The following is a 19,779-nucleotide window of genomic DNA, read 5'->3' as shown; positions in this document are numbered from 1 at the left end:
CTCATTTCACAAATTTCTCTATATACTTCTTTCCTTCTTCCTTCAGCTTTAAGTTATTATATCCAAAGAACCTGATTCCGTTTTCTACTGCAGCCTCGTAGTCATTAATAGAATCTCCAATCAATATAGTCTCACTAGCCTTATAACTATACTCCTTAAGGAGATTTCTAACTAGCTGCTTCTTGGGAGTAGGGGAACCGTGTATAGAAAGAAAATATTTATCTATATCTATGTTTTTACAAATTAGTCGTAGTTCTTTTTGATCTGAACCGGAAACAACATGCATCTTATACTGCGCAAAAGATGCCTTTATAAAATTTATAGAATCTTTTATTAGCAAACTCGGATTAACGAGATTCTGTAACATGATCTCAGAAAATTTTTCTGCATAAGCATTTACTTCTTCCTCGCTAATTGATTCTTTTTTAATTTCTTCAAAAAAGTACCTGAACTTAACGTAGCGGGAAAGTCCGCCGTTAGCACGGTGAAAGTCCATCAATTTCTCAACTTCTTTGGCCGTATACTCTTTTAAAACAATTTCAAAACCCTTATCCCTAACGGCCATGGAATCCATTATAACTCCATCAAAATCCCACAGGATGTTTTTTATTTCAGAAGAGAAAGGAATCATTATAACTATTTTGAGCTTTTCAATGTCCTGTTAAATACAAACTCTGCAAAATCAAAGTCAAGTTCTGTATCTATATCAATTGCCTCTATTTGGGAGACTTTATGGAAATAAGGTCTTTTCCCAATGTAGCTGCGTGCTTCCAACATCGCATCTCTTTTAACTATAACCAAGCCAAAGGTAGGTACAAGATACTCAGGAAGGTCTTGTGAATTAGGCATGTTATCCAGAGAATAATTTAAGGGTTTCCCATCATGCCAAATGAATTCCTTTAACACTTTTACAGACATAAGACTGTCACAGTCCTTTTCGTTGAAAGCTTCAATAGCACGTAGATAGCTTTCTTTATTTAACAAAGGTGCAGTTACCTGTGCTATAAGGATGTTTTCAGAATCTGTAACCTTAGCAAGATAATGGTGGAAGTCACTATTTCTGCATTCCGAGCTCGCATAATATGGTTCTCTCTTATGATAGGAGACACCCACAGCTTTGGCTATCCTTATTGCCTCCTCACTATCTGTATTGATAATTATGTCATCTACCGGAAGCTGTTTAACAATATCTAATTTGTGTTCCAATAAGGATTTACCCGCAAAGGGTTTAAAATTTTTGTCTTTTACCCGTTGGGAACCCGCCCTTACAGGAATCACTGCTACCAGTTTCTTCATAATTTATTCAGTAATTTCTTCTTTGATTTTCAATGCTGCCTCCAAAAAGATATTTATATCTACAGAGTAGGCCAAATATTGAAATCCTCTATTTCTTAATTTTCTTGCTGTAGTAATTGAGTCTGCAAAAGTACCCAATTTTTTCCCCTGTTTTTTCGCCTTTTCTGCCACCTCATTCATTAGTTCCTCCATTTTTGGGTGATCTATTTGGCCAGGAATTCCCAAAGATTGCGAAAGGTCATAGGGACCAATAAATAAGATATCATAACCATCCACCTTTAGAATTTCATCGAGATTTACAATTCCCTCTTTTCCTTCTACCTGAAGAATCAGCAGCTTCTCATTAGCATTCTGAAAATACTCAGCTTTTGGCGCTGAACCAAACTTTGCCGCTTTCACAAACCTGCACACTCCCCTGTTCCCTGTTGGAAAAAAACGGGCAGCATCTACGGCCCTGGAAGCTTCTTCTGCTGTTCCTATGTTGGGTACCTGCACACCGTCTGCTCCGGCATCTAAGGCAGCTCCTATTGCGTTGGCATCTACTCCCTTAACCCTTACCACAGCCGTCATATTACTTACCCTAGCAGCCCTTACATGATTATGTAAAGTTTCGTTATGAATGGGTCCATGTTCCTGATCCAGAATAATAAAATCCATACCGGCCAGACCTAATGCTTCAACGAAATTGCTGTCCGTAGTCTTCGAAAATACTCCTATCATTCTTCCTCTATTTTGCTATAAATTGAATCTTCTTTAAGCCCTTCGTAAAGAGTAGAGGTAATGCTAATAAGGGGTACATCGTAAGTCCTTGTGAACTGATCAAAAAGCATTTCATTTTCAAGAAAAAGGTCCTGCTCCTTTTTACCTATAGTATCCCCAGAATATCCGTCATAACCGGTCAAAAATATTTGCTTTGCTCCCAGTTCAATAGCCGTTTGAAGGGCAATGGCAGTGTGAGAATCTGCAAATCTATCTGTGAAATCTACTTTACTTAGTTCGTAAGAGCAATCATTTAGTGCATTGGGTATATAAGTACCCATTTTACGCGGGTATGGAGGCAGTATACACTTACCTGAAATTTTAGATTTAAAATTAAAGACCTCTTCTAACCGATGTCCCTCATTGCCCACTAAGCAGAAAAACTGCTCATTAGAAATCTCTTCAAAACTTTTAGCATTTTTAGAACTTGCATGAACAACAGCGATTTCAGGGTGTTTAACTAAAAATTCCTTTATAGCTATGGAATGTCGAACAGCATTTGGTCCTCCTCCTATTAAGAGAACAGAATCATGTTTCTTTACATCTTCAAAATCCAACTTCTTTAATTCCTGATTATCTTTTATTCCTTTGGATTGGTTGGACAAGGCTCTAATGATACTGTTTAAAGAATAGTAGCGCTTAGTAACCCATTCCATTACTTCTTTTTGAGGAAGAGAATGAGCCCCGGAAACCATATAGGATAGATTAGATCCCCATCCATAGGAGGTTTGTAATTTGGCAAAAGGGTCTACCACTTTGCTCAAAGCATTAAAATCCAGATTCTCCTCCAGTTTACCTTTTGCATTTAAAGCAGTGAGAAGCAACTCAGTACTTAAATTTCCGGCTCCCCGTCCCATTCCTGTAACAGTTGCATCTACGATAGAAACTCCACAATCTATGGCTGTTAAAGTATTGATAAGACCCAACTGTAAATTATTATGGCCGTGAAATCCAATTTTTACATCAGTTTGATTTCGTACTATGTCATAAGTCTTTTTTACTTCTTCAGGATAAACACCTCCAAAAGAATCAACCATGTAAAAATAATCTGCTATTCCATTTACCTCTCTTATCTGCCCAAGGAATTCCTTTTGATTTTCCCAAGCAGACATATACATAACATTAAATCCTACCTCAAAGCCTAACTTTTTAACAGCCTCTGCAAGACTTAGCGCCCTTTTAAAATTTTGTGGGTCAATTGCAAGCCTCACCATATCAATGTAACCTATGCAAGGTTTTAAAAGAGCCTCAGCATCTTTAGCTCTTACATCCTTTTCATTGAGAATGATAACTAGTTTTTTATTACTGCTCTTTTTGCACCTTTGAAGTACGTGAGGCGGACAATAAAAATATTCGCCCAAATAAGATTTCATAGGATTAGAGCGATATCCTATTTCAAGATACTCAACAGGAAGTTTATTGAAAGATTCAAAATAGTTTTGCACTAAATTTATATCAAAATCCCAGTTCGTATAGTACCCACCATCTCGTAAAGTGCAGTCAAGAATCTTTACGTCAAAACCTTTTCTATCCATTCTTTTGTTATTTTTTTTGAGTTAAATCGATCAATCCGGTAAGGTGTGTTTTGTTTGAGGTGGCATCGTAAGTTATCTGTATTAACAAATTCCTCCAGAACCCTTGTTAGATCACCCTCTTTTCTCTTGTCGTAAAGTAAACCATTTGTTCCATGTTCTATTATTTCCCTGGGTCCATAATCGCAATCATTGCTAATAACCGGAACGCCTAGTGCTAAGGCCTCTACCAGTACATTTCCGAAACTTTCGAAGTTCGAATTCAAAATTAGTACCTCAGCATTTTTTATGATTGTTTGAGGGTACTTTACGAAGCCCAATAATTTCACCTTCTTCTCCAATCCTAACTCGCTTATTTTTTTATTTAGCCTCTCCTCCATGGGCCCGGAGCCAAGTATATAAAGAGAATAATCTGTCTTAAAATTGGCTTCAGCAAAACACTCCATCAATTGCTCAAAGCCTTTATTAATATCCAATCTTCCCACACTAACCATGTAAGGTTTTTCAATTACTTCGGGCAAATTTAAACTTTTTTTACGCCTAAAGCTCACAGGATTATGAACAGTGACTAACTTTTCGAAACTAGATTTAGGCACATAATCCTTGAATCTCAGACGAAGCTCATGGGAAGGTACAATAGCCTTTTTCACATTAGGAAGAAATCCGATATATTTTATAATCCGTCGTCTATATAACTTACTTCGTACCCAAAATAAGTTTGTATCAATTGTTAAAACTTGATTAGGCAATAGGGTTAACAAAAGGAATACATTTAATTCCGAAGAAAATGAAATTATCCTATGGGGTCTATATCTAAAATAAAATTTCCAAAGGTTATAAAAAGCATGAACTATTTTTAAAGATTTACTCTTGTACTTTTCAGTATTAAGAAATAAAATATGCTCCCTTAAGTGATTAACTGGAAAATCTATAACATTCCGTAAGAGAACCAGTTTCACATCGTAACCGGATTTTATTAAATTTTCACTCATTACAGAAGCGACCTTCTCTGTGCCTCCCACTTTCAAGGAACCTACAAAGAAAAACAAAGTTTTTTTACTCATTAAGATATTGATGTTTCCAATCCTTGGAGTCTTATCATATTCTGAAAGACCTTTGAGTTATTAAGCAATTCCTGAAAAGAACCTTCAGCCTTTATCCTGCCCTTACCCATTAAAATAATACGATCTGCATTTTTAACTGTAGACAACTTATGAGCTATTATTACAATTGTGTAAGCTCCTTTTAATTCGTCAATATTGTTTTGAATGGCCACTTCAGTTTCTGCATCAAGAGCAGAAGTAGCTTCATCCATAAATAGGAAGTCTACCTCTTTATAGAGTTCTCTTGCGATAGAAAGCCGCTGCTTCTGTCCTCCGCTAACGTTAATACCATTATTCCCCAGTTCCTCTTCTTCCTTTTTAGGAAGCCGCATCACAAAATCATAGATGGATGCTTTCTTCAAAGCCTCAATAAAATTTTTATAATTTTCCGGTGTCTTTTCTGCCCAAAATGTAACGTTATTATATACCGAGTCACTAAATATTGGGGCTTCCTGTGCTATGTATCCTATTCTGTTTTTGAAGGTATAATGATCAATTTGTGACAGGGGTATTCCATCAACTACAAATTCCCCGGCAGTAGGAGGAAGAAGGCCCGAAAGCATATTTACTAATGTGGATTTTCCGGATCCGCTTTCTCCAATGATTGCAACTGTTTCATTCTTATGAATAGTCAGATTGAGAGAATCAAGAATCTTGGTTTTCCCATAACTAAAGCTGACATCTCTAAGTGAAATACGATCTTTGAATTCTTTAAACTTAATAGTTCCGTTGGTTTCGTGTCCACTTTTTAACTCCTCAATAAAGTTTGTCATATTTTCTAGTGAACCTGAAACAGCAAGGAATTTATTCCAATGTTCTTGCAGTGCCATTAAGAAAGTTAACGCTCTATAAAGAAATAATAAACTTAAAATTACCGTCCCAAGTTGTGCGTCTAAGAAACGTACCTGAATCAAAATTACAACAACCACTACAAGAATAGTTAAAGGTTCTCTTAGTCCCGTTAACAAAGAACCCAAAAATCCGATTTTGCGCTGAAAGTATTCTATTCTATTGATATTATCAGTCAACTTTTTCCCAAACATCAAGTTGAGGCCAGTCGCTTTCAAATATTTAAAAAAGGCTACATATTGAATTAAAAGGCCCTGGAAATAATGGGCTTCTACTGTTACTTTCCTTGAGTGTTCTTTTGTTTTACTGTATAAAAATTTAAAAATAAAATTAGTAGCTGCTCCACCTATGGTTACCATAGTTGCAAAGCTTATGTTAGTAGCAAAAGCTAGAATTAGGTAAACAGAAATAAGAGAGGCATACTGCAGAACGGCAAGATAGCTCTTAAAAGCCATGTTTATTTTCTCTACTTCTCCGCTGAAAGTATTTTGAATTCTTCCAGAATCAGCTTTGACAAACTCTGAAAATTTGAAGACATTTAATAGCTTAATGTTGGTAACTCTTATTTCACGCATAAAATATTGCTGATAAATTACGGCAACATAGCCCTGTATGAATTGCGCAACTCCTTTAAGAGTAAAGAAAATTAGGATTAAGATTAAAACACTGGTAATATTAAATTCCACTCCTAATGTTCCCATCAATTGAGGAATAAAATCCAAATTACCCAAATCTCCTCCACCCTTTGCGTTACTTCCATCAAGCATTTGCAGAAGCGGAATAAACATAGCAAGTCCAAACCCATCCAAAAGACCAACGAAGAGACTAAGGGTTAAAGCAATGAACACCCTGTGCCTTAGATAACCGTAGAAGTAGAAAAAATAAGAAAAACTATTTTTAAGTGCTTGCTTGATATTCATTGAAACCTAATGGAATTAATTACTAAAAATTAAAATTTAAATGCCGGTCAACAATATTTCTACAAGAATATATGCTCTTTTTAAAATAGAGCCAGAAAAAGATTGCTTTTGAATGCAAAGAAATTTCACCTATCCGCTTGTTAATCTTCGACAAAATTCTTCCTGCTGGGATATCAGTGGTCTCTGGAATCTTGACAAAAAATCTCTGCTAGCTTCCAATCCACATAATCGTCTATGTCATGAGAGGGAATAAAATCCATCACATATTTCTTTACCTTTTTAAACTGGTGCATTGGAGAACTTTTTAAACTATTTACATTTATGACGTAAATAGCCCCATTCAACTCCCACACCTTTGGACAATCTTGCCTCCTTACAAAAAAACCTGCTTTTGAGCTTTCAAGGAATCCCTCCCTATTCTCCTCCTTTAAAAGGTAGTAAGGATTTGATTTTGTTTCTTTTACTGAAGTAACCATATCAACCTCCCCACTATTGTTAAACAGTTCTATTGCTTCCAAAATATGCTCTGAGGTTCTAAATGGTGAAGTTGGTTGCAATAGCACTATGGTTTCATATTTTAACCCATGTGATTCTACAAAATCTAAAGAATGTAGTAACACTTCATACATTCCACTTTTGTCACTTGCGAGATGTGCAGGACGCAAAAATGGCACTTCCAAACCAAGCTCTTCTGCTAAACTTTTGATTTCTGTATCGTCTGTAGACACAAGAATGTTCTCGTTTTTAAAAACTTCTTGTGCAGCTTCAATGGTGTATTGAATTAGCGGCTTTCCTTTTAACTTTTTCAGGTTCTTTCCAGGAACACCTCTAGATCCTCCCCTTGCAGGTATTATAACTAGCATAAATTGAGTATAATGAATTCACCCGGCTCAAATTTAAACATAAGAGTTGGCTTAAATCCTGTCTATTTTTGAATGAGGATATTTGCTCATGCAAAAGCACTACTTTACCAATAAACGCAACTTGAAATACCGGTGAGCCAACTGCACTAATTTTGCCATTGAACGATCTGCTAAAGACAACTTATACAATGGAGTACCTTTGTAGGAAGCACCTCTTTGTTCATCATCATAAAAATATTTAGCTTTTTCTCCTCCTTTCAGAAAATAATATCCAAACTTAATGGCATCTAATTTTTCCTTTGGTGGCAAATCCTTTTTTAGTAAATCCTCAATTTGTTCCTTGTATTCTGGAACGTACGCCACGTCCCGATAATACCAGAAACATTTACCAAGTAGGATTACCGTTTTTCCCCAGAAATTAGCCTCCAAACCAATTGTAGACCCAAAGACAATAACCTTTTCAGCAACTTTTAGAAGAGCGTAACTATCAACAGTACTTTCTGGGGTGATTACTGTAATATTTGGACCAATACCATCCATTGCTCTTAATTCATTGGCATAATCATATTTTATCCCCTTAAGATTAGGGTGCATTCTTACCAAAAGATTCCAGTTTGGGAATTTATTTGCAAAAAGTTCGGCCACGTACGCTATGCCTTCATTTTGATCTTTGAAATAAGGATTTATAAAATCTTTTCCTACAGCCGCAAATTCATCGTCTGAACTAGTAAATAAGACAAAGGTTTTTTTAGAATAATCAATACCATCAGGGAGTTTATTTGCTTGCTGATCTTTGGTGTACACCTTATCATTGGTATAGATACCTTTCACTTTCCTTTCGAAAAAACTTCGCCCTATGTCTTCCTTCTCTTTTAAATCTAATCCAGGTTTTTCCCAAGCCTCTTCAATGAGTGCATTCTTAGTTTCAATATGATGTGGAAGGGCATTTTTAAAAGTCTCAACAATACCACCGGAACGTGCAATTTCCTTATTTATACATTCCACACCGTATCTCCGAGAAATGTTTAGAACTGCTCTTTGATAAGAATTGCGCCCATTGAAGTTATAAATAATGTTAAATTGTATTTTATTAAACAATCTGTCAAGGGCACGATATAAAATCACATCATTTCCCGCCAGATCTTGAGCAAAGCTATTTTGGATATTCGTTAGGCTTTTATCCCGCGTCTTGGAAATATATGATGAGACGGCTGCTTCTCCTACCTCATAATCTTCAAACCAAACTTCTTTGTTTATGAAAGGATTTTCTTCTTTGAATTTCTCACCTATACTACGATCTTCTTCGTTTAAAATATCCTCTATTTTTAGATGAATGAATTTTCCATTTATCAAATCCATTCCTTTCTTTATCCCTTTTTTGCAGATATAACAAACCTCAGGTTTTTTATCTGTATTGATATAGCAAACGTTAAAGGTGTTTGAACAGGTTAGGTAGTAAATATTTGCTTCAGGATTTTCATCTATTAAATCCTGGAGGGTTTCCAGCATCACGCCTCTGGCAAAGGTACCCAAACCGTGAATTTGTGCGACTAAAATATTTTTCATAAAGTATTTCTTCCAAGTTCATTTGGAGCTAAACATCACCTAATAATCAAGTTTCCTCTTGAAGAACAAGGTTTTGCTTTGGAATCTTTCGACCTTTTTTTGGGTCTGATAGTTTATATAGTTTGTAATATGTTACTGAAACTTTAGTACTGTGGTAAAACCAAGGACTTTAAAAATATAAAGAGATTTCTTCGCTTTTTTAATTTAAATTTCCATAGTTCACACACCGAAACAAGTAGACCCTTAGAGCTAAGAGATTTAAATTTAAATGGCTGTCCAACCTCCGTCAACCATCAAATTATGGCCAGTAATGTATGAGGCGCTTTCAGACAAAAGAAAAGCCACAGGAGGAGCCATTTCTTCCGGGTTGGCTAGTCGTTTCATAGGTGATTTATCACTATATTTTTTTATAAATGAAGGATGCTGTTTACTCTCATCCAATACACCTCCAGGAGAAATACAATTTACTCTTATATTGTATTTACCATAGTACGAGGCTAAATACTTGGAAAAGTTAATAACCCCCCCTTTAATAGCGCTATAAGCAGCCGGGGATGTTCCACCAAAATCTTCATAAATAGTAAAATCATTTCCCACCACCCCGTAAATGGAACCTGTATTAACTATTGATCCGGACTTTTGTTCTTTCATTACCTTCAACACCTTTTGGCAAATATAAAACACACTATTAAGTTGAATTTCAACATTTGTTTGCCAAGATGATAAAGGTTCGGCTTCAAATTTTACGCCCCAGTCTTTGGTTCTTGGATAAGCAAGATTAACTAGCCCGTCTATTCGGCCATATTTTGAACCTATTTTATCCAGCACCTCATCCAGCTGGTCATAATTTGTTATATCACAATTATAAAAATCTGTATTTTCGTTCTCGTTATGAACATCAAGCCCAATTACTTTGGAACCATGTTCTATAAGACACGATACCACTTCCGCTCCAATAAGACCTCCGGAGCCTGTTACGATAATAACTTTATCTTTTAATCCTGTAAACATAGTTCTAAAATCTTATAAGCTTCATCTATTGAGTTAAAGCTAGTAATTTTATTAGTTAATACATTATTTAAAAAGAACTCCATCTGTGCATCGAGGGTGTCAATTATTCTTTGCTGTGATGAATATATTTCTTTGCTGTCCTGAAATATTTTATTATGCAATAAATCAACTAAATAAGTACGCTCGGATGTTACTACTTCAAGGGTTCTTTTACTATCCCTTCTATAGTAATTGAGAATCACACTCGCATTAAAACTTTTATATTCCCAGAGATAATGTGCATAATCATAAGCATCTATTCCTAAGGAAGACTTAGCTGAAAAAGCAGATTTTGTGGCCTCGGGTTCTCCAAAAATCCAATACACATAATCTAATTCATGGATCAGATCTATATGCACCCCCCCTCCAAGTTCTTTATTCGCACTGTAAGATTTCCTGAAATCTGAATTGGGTCTCCAGTCTGGTAAATATGAGCCACTGTACACGTTCACTTCGTTTATTATTGAGCCCTTAGTGAGATTTTTAATTTCAATAAGGCAATCAAGAAATCTTAAACTACACCCAACGTATGTAGGAACATTCAAATTTGATATTCTTTTAACCAATGCGGAATTCATCGAATTAACCTCGCCAAAAACAGGTTTTTCAATAAATAACGGCCTATCAAAAAATAAAAGTTGCTCTATAATTTCAGAATGTTTAGATGTGATATTAGAAATCAGAAAAAAATCGAAATCATGATTCTCGATTTCTTTTAAAGAGTAAATATCAATTACGTTCTCATTTGGCAAAGAATCTCTTGATGAACGTAACGCATAGATATCTTTTATCCCTTGACCATGTAAAGCTTTTATATGTTTTTTGGCAATAGAACCTAAACCGACTATCAATACCTTCATTTTAAAAGTGTAAAATCCAGTTTATTTGTTTCAATTAAAAAAGACATAAATTCAAAATCCAAAGGATGATCAAGATCGAAGCACAAATGAGGCATGGAGTAGATAATCGTTTTATCAGTTATATTATTCTTTTGATCAATTTCAAAAAATTCTCTTTTCCATATGTAAAAAGATGCATTCATGTCATAAACTTCGGGTGAAGACTGGCGGGTTAAGAATTCACCATCCTTAACCAACTTTACATAAATACTATTCTCCCGATGCTCCACCATATTAAAATATGGATTTCTGCTTGCAGGGTTTACAGAAAAGATATTGATAGCATCGGAATCCTTTAGCTTTCGAAATGCAAGTTGAAGATCATCAACAGTTCGTAGCGGCGATGTAACATCTAGATCAATAATATAATCATATTTTTTTCCCGTTTTATTTTCGGCAAATTCCAGAACATCTTTAATTACGCCTAGTTTGCCAGATGAATCTGTAGCCAATTCTTTTGGCCTGTCGTAATCAGTCTTAACAGAATCAAAACTAAATTTATCAACTTCACTTCTTATTTCGTCCGAATCTGTTGATAGATAAATATCAACATCATCTCTAAGGGAAGCATATGCTACTGCAGTTTTGAGTGTATAATATATTAACGGTTTATTGTTAAGTGGCTTTATATTTTTACCTGGTATTCCTTTTGAGCCGCCTCTGGCACAAACAGTTAAAAGTGATCTCATTTACATTCTTTAGATTAATATTATCCTTTGATATGTTTGACAAATTCCTGCGCCTGCTTATAATCCATTGGCTTGCCTATGTCTATCCAGTAGCCTCTTATAGGACTAAAACTTAATTTGCCCCCCTCCTTTACAAGGTTCTCCATTAGATCCGTAATGTCATAGAAGTTATTTCGGGGAATCTTTGCAATGAGGCTTTTATTAAGAATATATATCCCTGCATTAGACTGGTAGATATAGGATGGTTTTTCCTGGAAATTAATTACGCGCTCCCCATCAGTCTCAAAAACAGCATATGGCACGTCAACTTTATATTCTGTAGAAGCCACAATCATGTCTGATCCATTTTTCACCATATCCAGATACAGGTCTTCAAAATCGACATTAGTGAATAAGTCACTGTTCATTAACAGCACCTTTTCTGTTTTGAATTCTTCCACCAAAGCAAGAGCTCCTGCAGTACCTAAAGGTTCATCTTCACATATATATTCTATGCTTATTCCTTTCTTACTTCCATCTCCAAAATAATCTTTTAGTTGTTCTCCCAGGTATTTTACAGATATATATATTTTAGTTATCCCATAAGAAATTAAACGATCTATGTTATGTTCTATAATGGGTTTATCTCCTAGAGGTAACATAGGTTTAGGAATGGAATCGGTTAAAGGACTTAGCCGCTTCCCTCTTCCTCCTGCCATGATCATACATTCCAGCGGTAATAAAGACTTGGTTTTTTCAAGGTCAATCAATTTTACCATTTTCCTATCTTTATCCAGTATCGGAAGCATTTTAATATCTTTCTTCCGGTAAGACTGCAGATCTAAAAATTCATTTTGCTCATGTTCAAAAAGAAAATTCTTGTTACAAACATCAAATACATTCTTAGCTAAATCTGCATTTTTAGTAAGGGATCGGCGGATATCACCGTCTGTTAGAGATCCTATCACTGCACCATTCTCATCTGTAACAAATAGAATCAATCTACTTACATCCCTTACATTATTAAGTCTTTGCAGAGCCTCCAAAAGGGATTTCTCTTTGTAGATAAGAACATTTTCTTTTAGCATATTATATTTTTGAAATAAGAGCTGCAGTACATTAATGCTAGCCGTTTAATATTAGATGTTTTATCGTTTTTATGATTTCATCTACTCCTCCAGCTTTTCTATAGATATTTTCTCCTTCAAAGACTGGATCTCTGAGTACCTTGACAGCCAATGCTAAAATTTCTGCTGTATCAAAATCTACATTGAAAGTGTTTGGACCTGTTTCCCTTCCTTTCTGCCGAGATCCTATATTGATTGCATATTTATTAAAAGATGCAGCCTCAGAAATTCCACTTGAAGAATTTCCTATCAATAACCTGCTATACTTCATACAAGTAAAATAGGAAGTTCTTCCAAAATTCTCGATGAGAATCACTTTCTCCGGCAGTAAACTTTTTATCTGGTAGAATATTTCTCTAAATAAATATCCTTCTGTATCAGCATTGGGCATTGTTACTATCAGCTGGTAATCTTCACCCAACTCTAACAATGTTTCATAAATAACTTGCGAATATTTTATATTTTTTTCAGACCCTATTGTTTCAGGATGAAAAGTGACTAAGATAGAAGGAATAGCCAAATCTATTCCCCACTTATCTTTGAATTCTTCTAAAGTTAAAAGCTCGAGGTTGTCAATATCATCTAAGCTCAATAAACCAACTGCTTTTACAGGTTCATCTTCATTTTTTAATTTATTGACTCTTTCAGCACATGTGGTTGTGGTTGGGAAGTGAATGGAAGAAAACCTTGTTAAGCAGTCTCTATAAACATTATCGATAGCTCCAAGGCTAACATCTCCTCCACAAAAATGGACGAACTTTATTCCAAAAGGTACACCTGCCGATACAGCTGCAAACATTTCAAATCTATCCCCAAGGCAAAAAACAAAATCAAACCTATCTTTATAAGTCGCCCAAAAAGAAGAAAATTTGAGAGCACATAATGCAGTTGAAGAAGAAATTCCTTCTTCACTGTCATCTGTTAGAAGTGTAGGCAGTTTATACTGCACTTCAAATCCCTGTTCAAGTATTTCATCAACTGTGTTACCGTGAAATTTTGATATATGTGTACCAAAGGCAATAATAGAGAAGCTAATCTCCTCATCAGCTTTCATTCTATTTAACAAAGGTAGGTATACCCCAAAATCTGACCGTGAACTAGTTAATACACCAATTTTTATCATTTCTTTGTTGAAAGATTATCAAGTATTTTGCTTGGGTACCGGTGATGACACAAACCCTTTAACATATCTGATCATCTTTTTTATAATCTCTTTTTGCTTCCGTACCAATTACCTCATCCCATTTTCTGGGGCTTATCCCTCCAGCGGGACGTTTGATAGTTAGATTTTCTTCTGAAAACAATTCCCCTTCTTTGATATCCTCTGCCGCAACTATGCTTTTTCTAACTATGGCTTTGTTCTTCTTTTCTGAGGAGGATGGCTCTTTTCTTCCTGACCCTGAAATTGCCTTTTCTACATTCCGTATAGCGGTCACCATTGCTTTTAGTTCTTCCGGTTCAAGAGATGCCCTGTGGTCTGGACCGGGAAGGTTTCTATCCAAAGTGAAATGTTTTTCAATCACGGTTGCCCCCAGCGCTACTGCGGCAATAGGAACCTCAATTCCTAATGTGTGATCAGAATATCCAACCTTAACACCTAGTTCCTCCTTTATAGCATTCATAGCTCTTAAATTCACATCCTCCATAGGAGTGGGGTATTCTGTATTGCAATGCAAAATGGTAATATTTTCATGCTTCGTTCCATTTTCGATCAAAATGTTGTAGGCGGCTCTTACTTCTTCCATGTCTCCCATGCCGGTGGAAAGAATTATTTGAGGAAAATTTTTTGCAACAATTCTTAAATAGGGAAGGTTCACTAGTTCTCCTGAAGGGACTTTTGCAACTTCTAATCCTAAAGATTTTAAAAAATGAAGGCTTTTAAAATCAAATCCTGTTGAAAAAAATTTTATTCCCTTTGCTTTGCAATAGCTTATTAATTCATGATGCGCTTCTTCAGAAAGCTCCAGTTTCTTTAGCATTTCGAACTGACTTTCTACATTATCACCAGAATTTAGAATCTGGTATTCTGCTTTTTTTGCATTTCTGGAAACACTTAATTCAGTTTTAAAAGTTTGAAACTTAACGTAATCAGCACCTGCATCCTTGGCCGCATCAATCAACCTTTTAGCTTGGTTCAAGTCCCCATTATGGTTAACTCCTGCTTCTGCAATAATCAAAACTTTCTCCATTATAAGTCTTTTTTAATTCTGTACTTTAGAAGAAATTTTCTGTACTTTTCTTCCAGGTTCGGATTTTCCTCGTTCCATTTCTTTTCAATAGAACTATATATCTCAGGAAAATAAATTTTTTTACCTAGGGAGAAAATTGAAGAGGTTTTTGAAAAACCTTTTTTAAATCTCAGTAAAGAATCATCAGGTGCAGGGGTTCTCCCCCCTCCAAAATGGTAAACTTCTGCCCCCAATTTCTTGGCAAGATTTATAGATTCACTATACAAATAATTACTCGCCCAGCTTATTGCGTCTTCTGTTCTGCCAGAGAGATGATAGTGAAAAAATTTACCATATTTAAATAGGATGGTTGAACTTATAATGTTCCCCTCTTCATCTTTAATGTTCAACAGATAAGAGTTAGAACTAAGATATTTAAAGGTATCCCGGAAATACTGTTCATTAAAAAAGAAATACTCATCAGCACCAACCATACGCATGTTTTCATTGTAAATTGCAATGAAAATTTCAATATCATCCGGAGAAGGATTGGTTAAAACCTCCGATGAATAATTCTTTTTAATAGCTTTTCTTATCTTATTTCTTATTTGTGAAGAAAATTGATCCTGCCATAATTCATCAATTTCCTGTTCTAAATTGAGATAAACTGTTTCCCTGTCATCTGTTACCTTCATCCTTGTTTTGGAAAATTCTTTATTTTCTAAGATCGGATGAAACCTGGTAAATTCGGCAAGAACTTTTTTATCTGAACAGTATATGGCAAATGCTTTATCAAATTCCTTGATCAATTCTTCATTTAAGGAAGTGTAAATGGTCCCATTATAACCATATGCACCCTGTATATCTACATAATCCTCCTTTAAATTATAACCTTCAACAGAATTCATTAAAAATGGATAAAGCGCCACTTCATCTCCATTTGTAACAACGAAACATTTAGCTGTTCCATCACCTAAATCTTCGTACAGCCTGTAGTAATTTGGAGAGTAATAAATATCTTTATTAGATTCTGGAATTCGATCTAAATGTTCCTGCCATTCCTTAGAATTACTTAAATCCAATTCAATACTCTTATACATATTCTTCTTTTAATATTGAATAAATAAAAACATCTCTATACTTTCCTTTCCTAAAATGATGTCTCCTCAATAGGCCTTCTTTTTTAAAACCTAATTTCTCGTAAATTGATATTGCATTCTGATGTTCAACATCGACTAATAAGTAGATCCTCTCCAGATTACGTTCCCAAAAACCAAATTTCAACATCTCTGCTGTAGCTTGTTTTCCGTAGCCTTTACCCCACTCTAATTTATCTCCTATCAGTATAGAAAATTCTGCATTCCTGTTGATCCATTCTATATTGACCAGATTAACCATACCAATTAATTTATTACTTTCCTTTAGAACTACACCAAGCCTGATATTTACTCTGTCGTTCATGATAACTTCCTCAATCCAATTTTTCTCCCTATCAGGCGATGTCGGATATACATTGCCGGCCAACATATCTGTTACTTCAGGATCATTTCGCCAAGAAGAAGTTACTTTGTAATCTGTGATTTCTAGCGCTCTTAAATATATGTCCATAAAATGGAATACTTTATTAGTACCTCAGAGGGAGGATTTAATTTACACTACTGGGAATATTTACGATTCTATCTTCCAGGTACTTTGCGTTTTCCTGCCTATCCCGCAAACAATTCTCATACATAGGTAATTTATACATTAATTGCCAGATAGGCCGTGTCATAACTTTGCTATCATTAGTGAATTTAAGGAACGCATCCCTCTCTTTTCGGTTTTCCAATTCCAGGCACATTAACCAATAATTAACTCTTGTACCTTCCGTCTCAGTCCGAAATTTATAGTTAATGGAATTAAAAAAAATTTGATAACTCGTTGCTAACTCTCTTTTCTTCTTGAGGAAATGCTCCAGGCTTTCTAATTGAGCGCATGCTAAAGCAGCATTTATGTTTGGCATTCGGTAATTGTAGCCTAGTTCGGTATGGACATATTCATAGGTATGAGGCTGCTTTGCGGTGGTGGTAAGAAATTTGGCTTTCTCACCTATGATAAGATCATCTGTAACTATTGCACCTCCACCACCGCTGGTAACAATCTTGTTTCCGTTGAAGGAGAAAACTCCCAATTTCCCAAATTTACCCGTGGGTATTCCCTCTGCTGTACTACCTAAAGACTCTGCAGCGTCCTCTACTATAGGAATTTTCCATTCATCACATAACTCTACCAGTTCCCTTATTTTCACAGGGAAGCCAAAAGTATGCATGGGTAAGCAGGCGGAGATACGATTTCCTGTTTTTTTATTATAACACCCCTGTTCCCTTACCTCACCAAATTCAATTAGAAAATCTTTAACGGCTTCTGGAGATAAACCCATTGTTTCCAGATCAACATCTAAAAATACAGGCCTTGCACCATTGTATGCTATTGCATTAGCAGTAGCAACAAATGTAAGAGCCTGAGTCAATACTTCATCCCCTGCCTTAACTCCTGCTAATCGTAATGCTACCTGAAGCCCAGAGGTACCATTAACAACTGCTACAGCTCTACGGGTCTGGGTGAGAGTCTGCATCATCTCTTCAAAGCGATCTACAAACGCACCAACCGAAGAAACAAAAGTGGATTCTATTGTTTGAAGCACATAATCCTTTTCATTACCCGTGAAACTTGGTTCGTGGAGGGGAATAAATCCTTTGCTTTTAAAATGATCTCTTATGAAGGAAATAGTTTCTTCTGCTTTTTGCATTACATTTTGGAGTCTAAGTATTTACCTGTTTCTTTGTGTCCAAAATTGGGGATCATTAAATGGAACAATTCTACAATTTCCTCCTTATTCCAACTCCTGGATTCTCTTAATTCTTTAATGCGCTCTTCAAACAAAATGAGCTTGTCTTCTTCAACATTTAGATTATTTTTTATAACTCCCAAATTTTCAAATCTCTCCATATCCAATACCTCATTATAGGTATAGAATTCTTCGAAATCCTTTTCGCCTGTAGTGTCACTTTTTGTAAAAAAGCAGGGCCACTTCATTTGCGTTGGAAGTGTTTTTATCAATTCCCGGGCCTCCTTCTCAGTTTCGCACAGGTGTGGCACATATCCTAGCTGTTCTAAGTATTTAACTGCTATATCTGCAAAAGAAATAAGATGTAGAGCCTCGCTTAATTTAGGAAAAAAAACATCTCTATTTTCCCCAAATATACAAGACATAAGGCACAGCTCCCCACTTTCCTGAGGAGTAACGAAATATCTTTTAACATCGGTAGGAGCAACAATTGGCTGCTTCTTTTGAATTCTTTGGTTGAAGCCATGTAATAAAGATCCGTCTGAAAATGCAACATTGGCAAATCGCGCAGTTGAAATATTTATTTCTTTGCTTCTTCGCATCAGGAACATCTCCATAATGCGTTTTGAGGCTCCCATCATATTTACAGGATTAGCCGCTTTATCTGTGGAAACACAAAAATATTTTTTAGTATTATTTTTAATAGCCTGTAAAAGAGTTTTATCAGTATTAAAAACATTCACATCAATCATCCTCATTAAAGTATAAGGATCCTTCTCACTCCTTACATGTTTCAAAGCCGAAAGATTAAGGACATAATCGTACTGCTCATCCTTTTCAATAAAGGCTTCATATTCGATGGATCCTATGTCCAAAGCAAAAGTTTTGAACTCTCCGTCAATATATCCAAATGAACTACGTATATCTCTTACCAGCTCCACCATATTGTTTTCACTTATATCTACAACATGAAGCTTCAGTGGTCTTCTTTTAAAAATTTCTTTTGTTACTGCCTGGCCTATTGATCCAGCTCCACCTAAAATAAGAAAAGAAGAACTTGAAATTTTATTGGCTAATATTTCTTCGTGGTTTTTAATATCGTGCTCGAATAATCTTTCATTTCTGCCAATCAGTTGTAGTACATCCATATAATTACATTTACAAAATATTCAATTGTTTCCTCTTGAAGCTAATCCTTCTACTCTTTAATATCTAGCGACTTCATCCACGTACTATGTAATTTAAGCCCTTCTTTCATAGATATTTTTGGACTCCATTGAAATTCTTCTTCTACAAATTCAATATTAAGCACAACCTCTTCTACGAAATACCTATTCTTTTCAGCATATTTTAAAACTGGGTGTTCTTCGATAATTTCGTTTAGAAATTCAATAATTTCCTTAATGCTTCTCCCTTTTCCACTTCCAACATTAAAAATTCCTGATTTGCTGCTAAGGCCTGCTATTTTTAGAAAATCAACTAAGTCATTTATGTAAATATAATCCCGGATAGCTGATCCATCTCCCCAAATTACAAATTCTCCCTTAATCAACCCTTTATACAAATAGTTTGAAATAAGACCTTGGTCACCTTTAAAATTTTGTCTGGGTCCGTAGGGATTTGAAGGGCGGGCTATCAGATAAGTAAAATTATTTTTTTGAGAATACATTTTTATGTACTTCTCTATAGTAAGTTTTATAATACCATAAGATCCTATTGGGTTACATGGATGCTTTTCATCTATAGGTACATATTCAGGATTACCATATACTGTTCCTCCTGAAGAGGTATAAATAAAACGGCTAACATTACTTTCACTTACAGCATCAAGAAGATTGATTGTTCCTATCAAGTTTGACTGAACATCATGTACAGGATCATTGTTTGCTGTTAACGGAACAGTTGTGCTAAGTAAATGATAAACTATGTCCTTTCCCTTTAAACATCTTTTAAGTTCCGAAGCATTATTGAAGTCACCATAAATATATTCCACGCCTTCACACTCCTGCACAAACCTGTTGGGAGATCTATCAAAAACGGTTACGTTATGCTCAGTTCTTAAAGCTTCTGTAAGATGAGAACCTATAAAACCATTCCCGCCTAAAATTAAAATGTTCATTGACTTGATTTTTCTAGAATTATTAGAGGATAA

19 protein-coding genes are annotated in these 19,779 nt (G+C 35.4%); all 19 read right to left on the bottom strand.

Features of this window, described 5'->3' with window-relative positions; all coding sequences use genetic code 11:
- Position 1: 1 nt before the first annotated feature.
- Positions 2-631 (bottom strand): HAD family hydrolase, encoded by a 630-nt coding sequence (locus tag ACFSRY_RS10280; RefSeq protein WP_377506477.1) that lies wholly within the window; start codon positions 629-631, stop codon positions 2-4.
- A 5-nt stretch (positions 632-636) separates the two neighbouring features.
- Entirely contained in the window at positions 637-1,296 is a 660-nt protein-coding gene (locus ACFSRY_RS10275; RefSeq protein ID WP_377506474.1) for an acylneuraminate cytidylyltransferase family protein, read from the bottom strand.
- A gap of 3 nt (positions 1,297-1,299) precedes the next feature.
- Positions 1,300-2,016, bottom strand: a complete 717-nt coding sequence (locus ACFSRY_RS10270) for an HpcH/HpaI aldolase family protein (RefSeq protein ID WP_377506471.1) — start codon at positions 2,014-2,016, stop codon at positions 1,300-1,302.
- Entirely contained in the window at positions 2,013-3,590 is a 1,578-nt protein-coding gene (locus ACFSRY_RS10265) for an aldolase catalytic domain-containing protein (RefSeq protein ID WP_377506468.1), read from the bottom strand. The genes ACFSRY_RS10270 and ACFSRY_RS10265 overlap by 4 nt, the downstream gene beginning before the upstream one ends.
- Complete coding sequence (locus ACFSRY_RS10260) at positions 3,566-4,651, bottom strand: glycosyltransferase (RefSeq protein ID WP_377506465.1); 1,086 nt, start codon at positions 4,649-4,651, stop codon at positions 3,566-3,568. Before ACFSRY_RS10260 ends, ACFSRY_RS10265 begins: the two co-directional genes overlap by 25 nt.
- Positions 4,651-6,459 (bottom strand): ABC transporter ATP-binding protein, encoded by a 1,809-nt coding sequence (locus ACFSRY_RS10255; protein ID WP_377506462.1) that lies wholly within the window; start codon positions 6,457-6,459, stop codon positions 4,651-4,653. Before ACFSRY_RS10255 ends, ACFSRY_RS10260 begins: the two co-directional genes overlap by 1 nt.
- Positions 6,460-6,632: 173 nt before the next feature.
- Positions 6,633-7,322, bottom strand: coding sequence for an acylneuraminate cytidylyltransferase family protein (locus tag ACFSRY_RS10250; protein ID WP_377506459.1), 690 nt, complete (start codon positions 7,320-7,322; stop codon positions 6,633-6,635).
- A 99-nt stretch (positions 7,323-7,421) separates the two neighbouring features.
- Complete coding sequence (locus tag ACFSRY_RS10245) at positions 7,422-8,888, bottom strand: capsular polysaccharide export protein, LipB/KpsS family (protein WP_377506456.1); 1,467 nt, start codon at positions 8,886-8,888, stop codon at positions 7,422-7,424.
- Positions 8,889-9,152: 264 nt separating this feature from the next.
- Complete coding sequence (locus tag ACFSRY_RS10240) at positions 9,153-9,899, bottom strand: SDR family oxidoreductase (protein ID WP_377506453.1); 747 nt, start codon at positions 9,897-9,899, stop codon at positions 9,153-9,155.
- Complete coding sequence (locus ACFSRY_RS10235) at positions 9,884-10,798, bottom strand: Gfo/Idh/MocA family protein (protein WP_377506450.1); 915 nt, start codon at positions 10,796-10,798, stop codon at positions 9,884-9,886. The genes ACFSRY_RS10240 and ACFSRY_RS10235 overlap by 16 nt, the downstream gene beginning before the upstream one ends.
- On the bottom strand, positions 10,795-11,526 hold the full coding sequence (locus ACFSRY_RS10230) for an acylneuraminate cytidylyltransferase family protein (protein WP_377506447.1): 732 nt from the start codon (positions 11,524-11,526) through the stop codon (positions 10,795-10,797). The genes ACFSRY_RS10235 and ACFSRY_RS10230 overlap by 4 nt, the downstream gene beginning before the upstream one ends.
- Before the next feature lie 20 nt (positions 11,527-11,546).
- Positions 11,547-12,593 (bottom strand): nucleotidyltransferase family protein, encoded by a 1,047-nt coding sequence (locus ACFSRY_RS10225; protein ID WP_377506444.1) that lies wholly within the window; start codon positions 12,591-12,593, stop codon positions 11,547-11,549.
- 37 nt (positions 12,594-12,630) lie between these two features.
- Complete coding sequence (neuC, locus tag ACFSRY_RS10220; protein ID WP_377506441.1) at positions 12,631-13,755, bottom strand: UDP-N-acetylglucosamine 2-epimerase; 1,125 nt, start codon at positions 13,753-13,755, stop codon at positions 12,631-12,633.
- A 58-nt stretch (positions 13,756-13,813) separates the two neighbouring features.
- Positions 13,814-14,821: an N-acetylneuraminate synthase gene (gene neuB, locus ACFSRY_RS10215; protein WP_377506438.1), complete on the bottom strand. Its 1,008-nt coding sequence runs from the start codon at positions 14,819-14,821 to the stop codon at positions 13,814-13,816.
- On the bottom strand, positions 14,821-15,900 hold the full coding sequence (locus ACFSRY_RS10210; protein WP_377506435.1) for a GNAT family N-acetyltransferase: 1,080 nt from the start codon (positions 15,898-15,900) through the stop codon (positions 14,821-14,823). The genes neuB and ACFSRY_RS10210 overlap by 1 nt, the downstream gene beginning before the upstream one ends.
- Positions 15,893-16,408, bottom strand: coding sequence for a GNAT family N-acetyltransferase (locus tag ACFSRY_RS10205; protein ID WP_377506432.1), 516 nt, complete (start codon positions 16,406-16,408; stop codon positions 15,893-15,895). Before ACFSRY_RS10205 ends, ACFSRY_RS10210 begins: the two co-directional genes overlap by 8 nt.
- 37 nt (positions 16,409-16,445) lie before the next feature.
- Positions 16,446-17,588 carry a LegC family aminotransferase gene (locus tag ACFSRY_RS10200; protein ID WP_377506429.1) on the bottom strand — a complete coding sequence of 381 codons (1,143 nt, stop codon included), beginning with the start codon at positions 17,586-17,588 and terminating at the stop codon, positions 16,446-16,448.
- Positions 17,588-18,775 carry a UDP-N-acetylglucosamine 4,6-dehydratase gene (locus ACFSRY_RS10195; RefSeq protein ID WP_377506426.1) on the bottom strand — a complete coding sequence of 396 codons (1,188 nt, stop codon included), beginning with the start codon at positions 18,773-18,775 and terminating at the stop codon, positions 17,588-17,590. The genes ACFSRY_RS10200 and ACFSRY_RS10195 overlap by 1 nt, the downstream gene beginning before the upstream one ends.
- 50 nt (positions 18,776-18,825) lie before the next feature.
- The gene (locus ACFSRY_RS10190) at positions 18,826-19,746 is read right to left on the bottom strand and encodes an NAD-dependent epimerase/dehydratase family protein (RefSeq protein WP_377506423.1); all 921 of its coding nucleotides are present in this window, start codon (positions 19,744-19,746) and stop codon (positions 18,826-18,828) included.
- Positions 19,747-19,779 lie beyond the last annotated feature (33 nt).

The sequence above is a fragment of the Pontibacter locisalis genome (genome assembly GCF_042684605.1).
GTDB classification, from domain to species: domain Bacteria; phylum Bacteroidota; class Bacteroidia; order Cytophagales; family Hymenobacteraceae; genus Pontibacter; species Pontibacter locisalis.
Note: the sequence above shows the minus strand (reverse complement) of the source record. Positions and strands in the feature narration are given on the sequence as shown.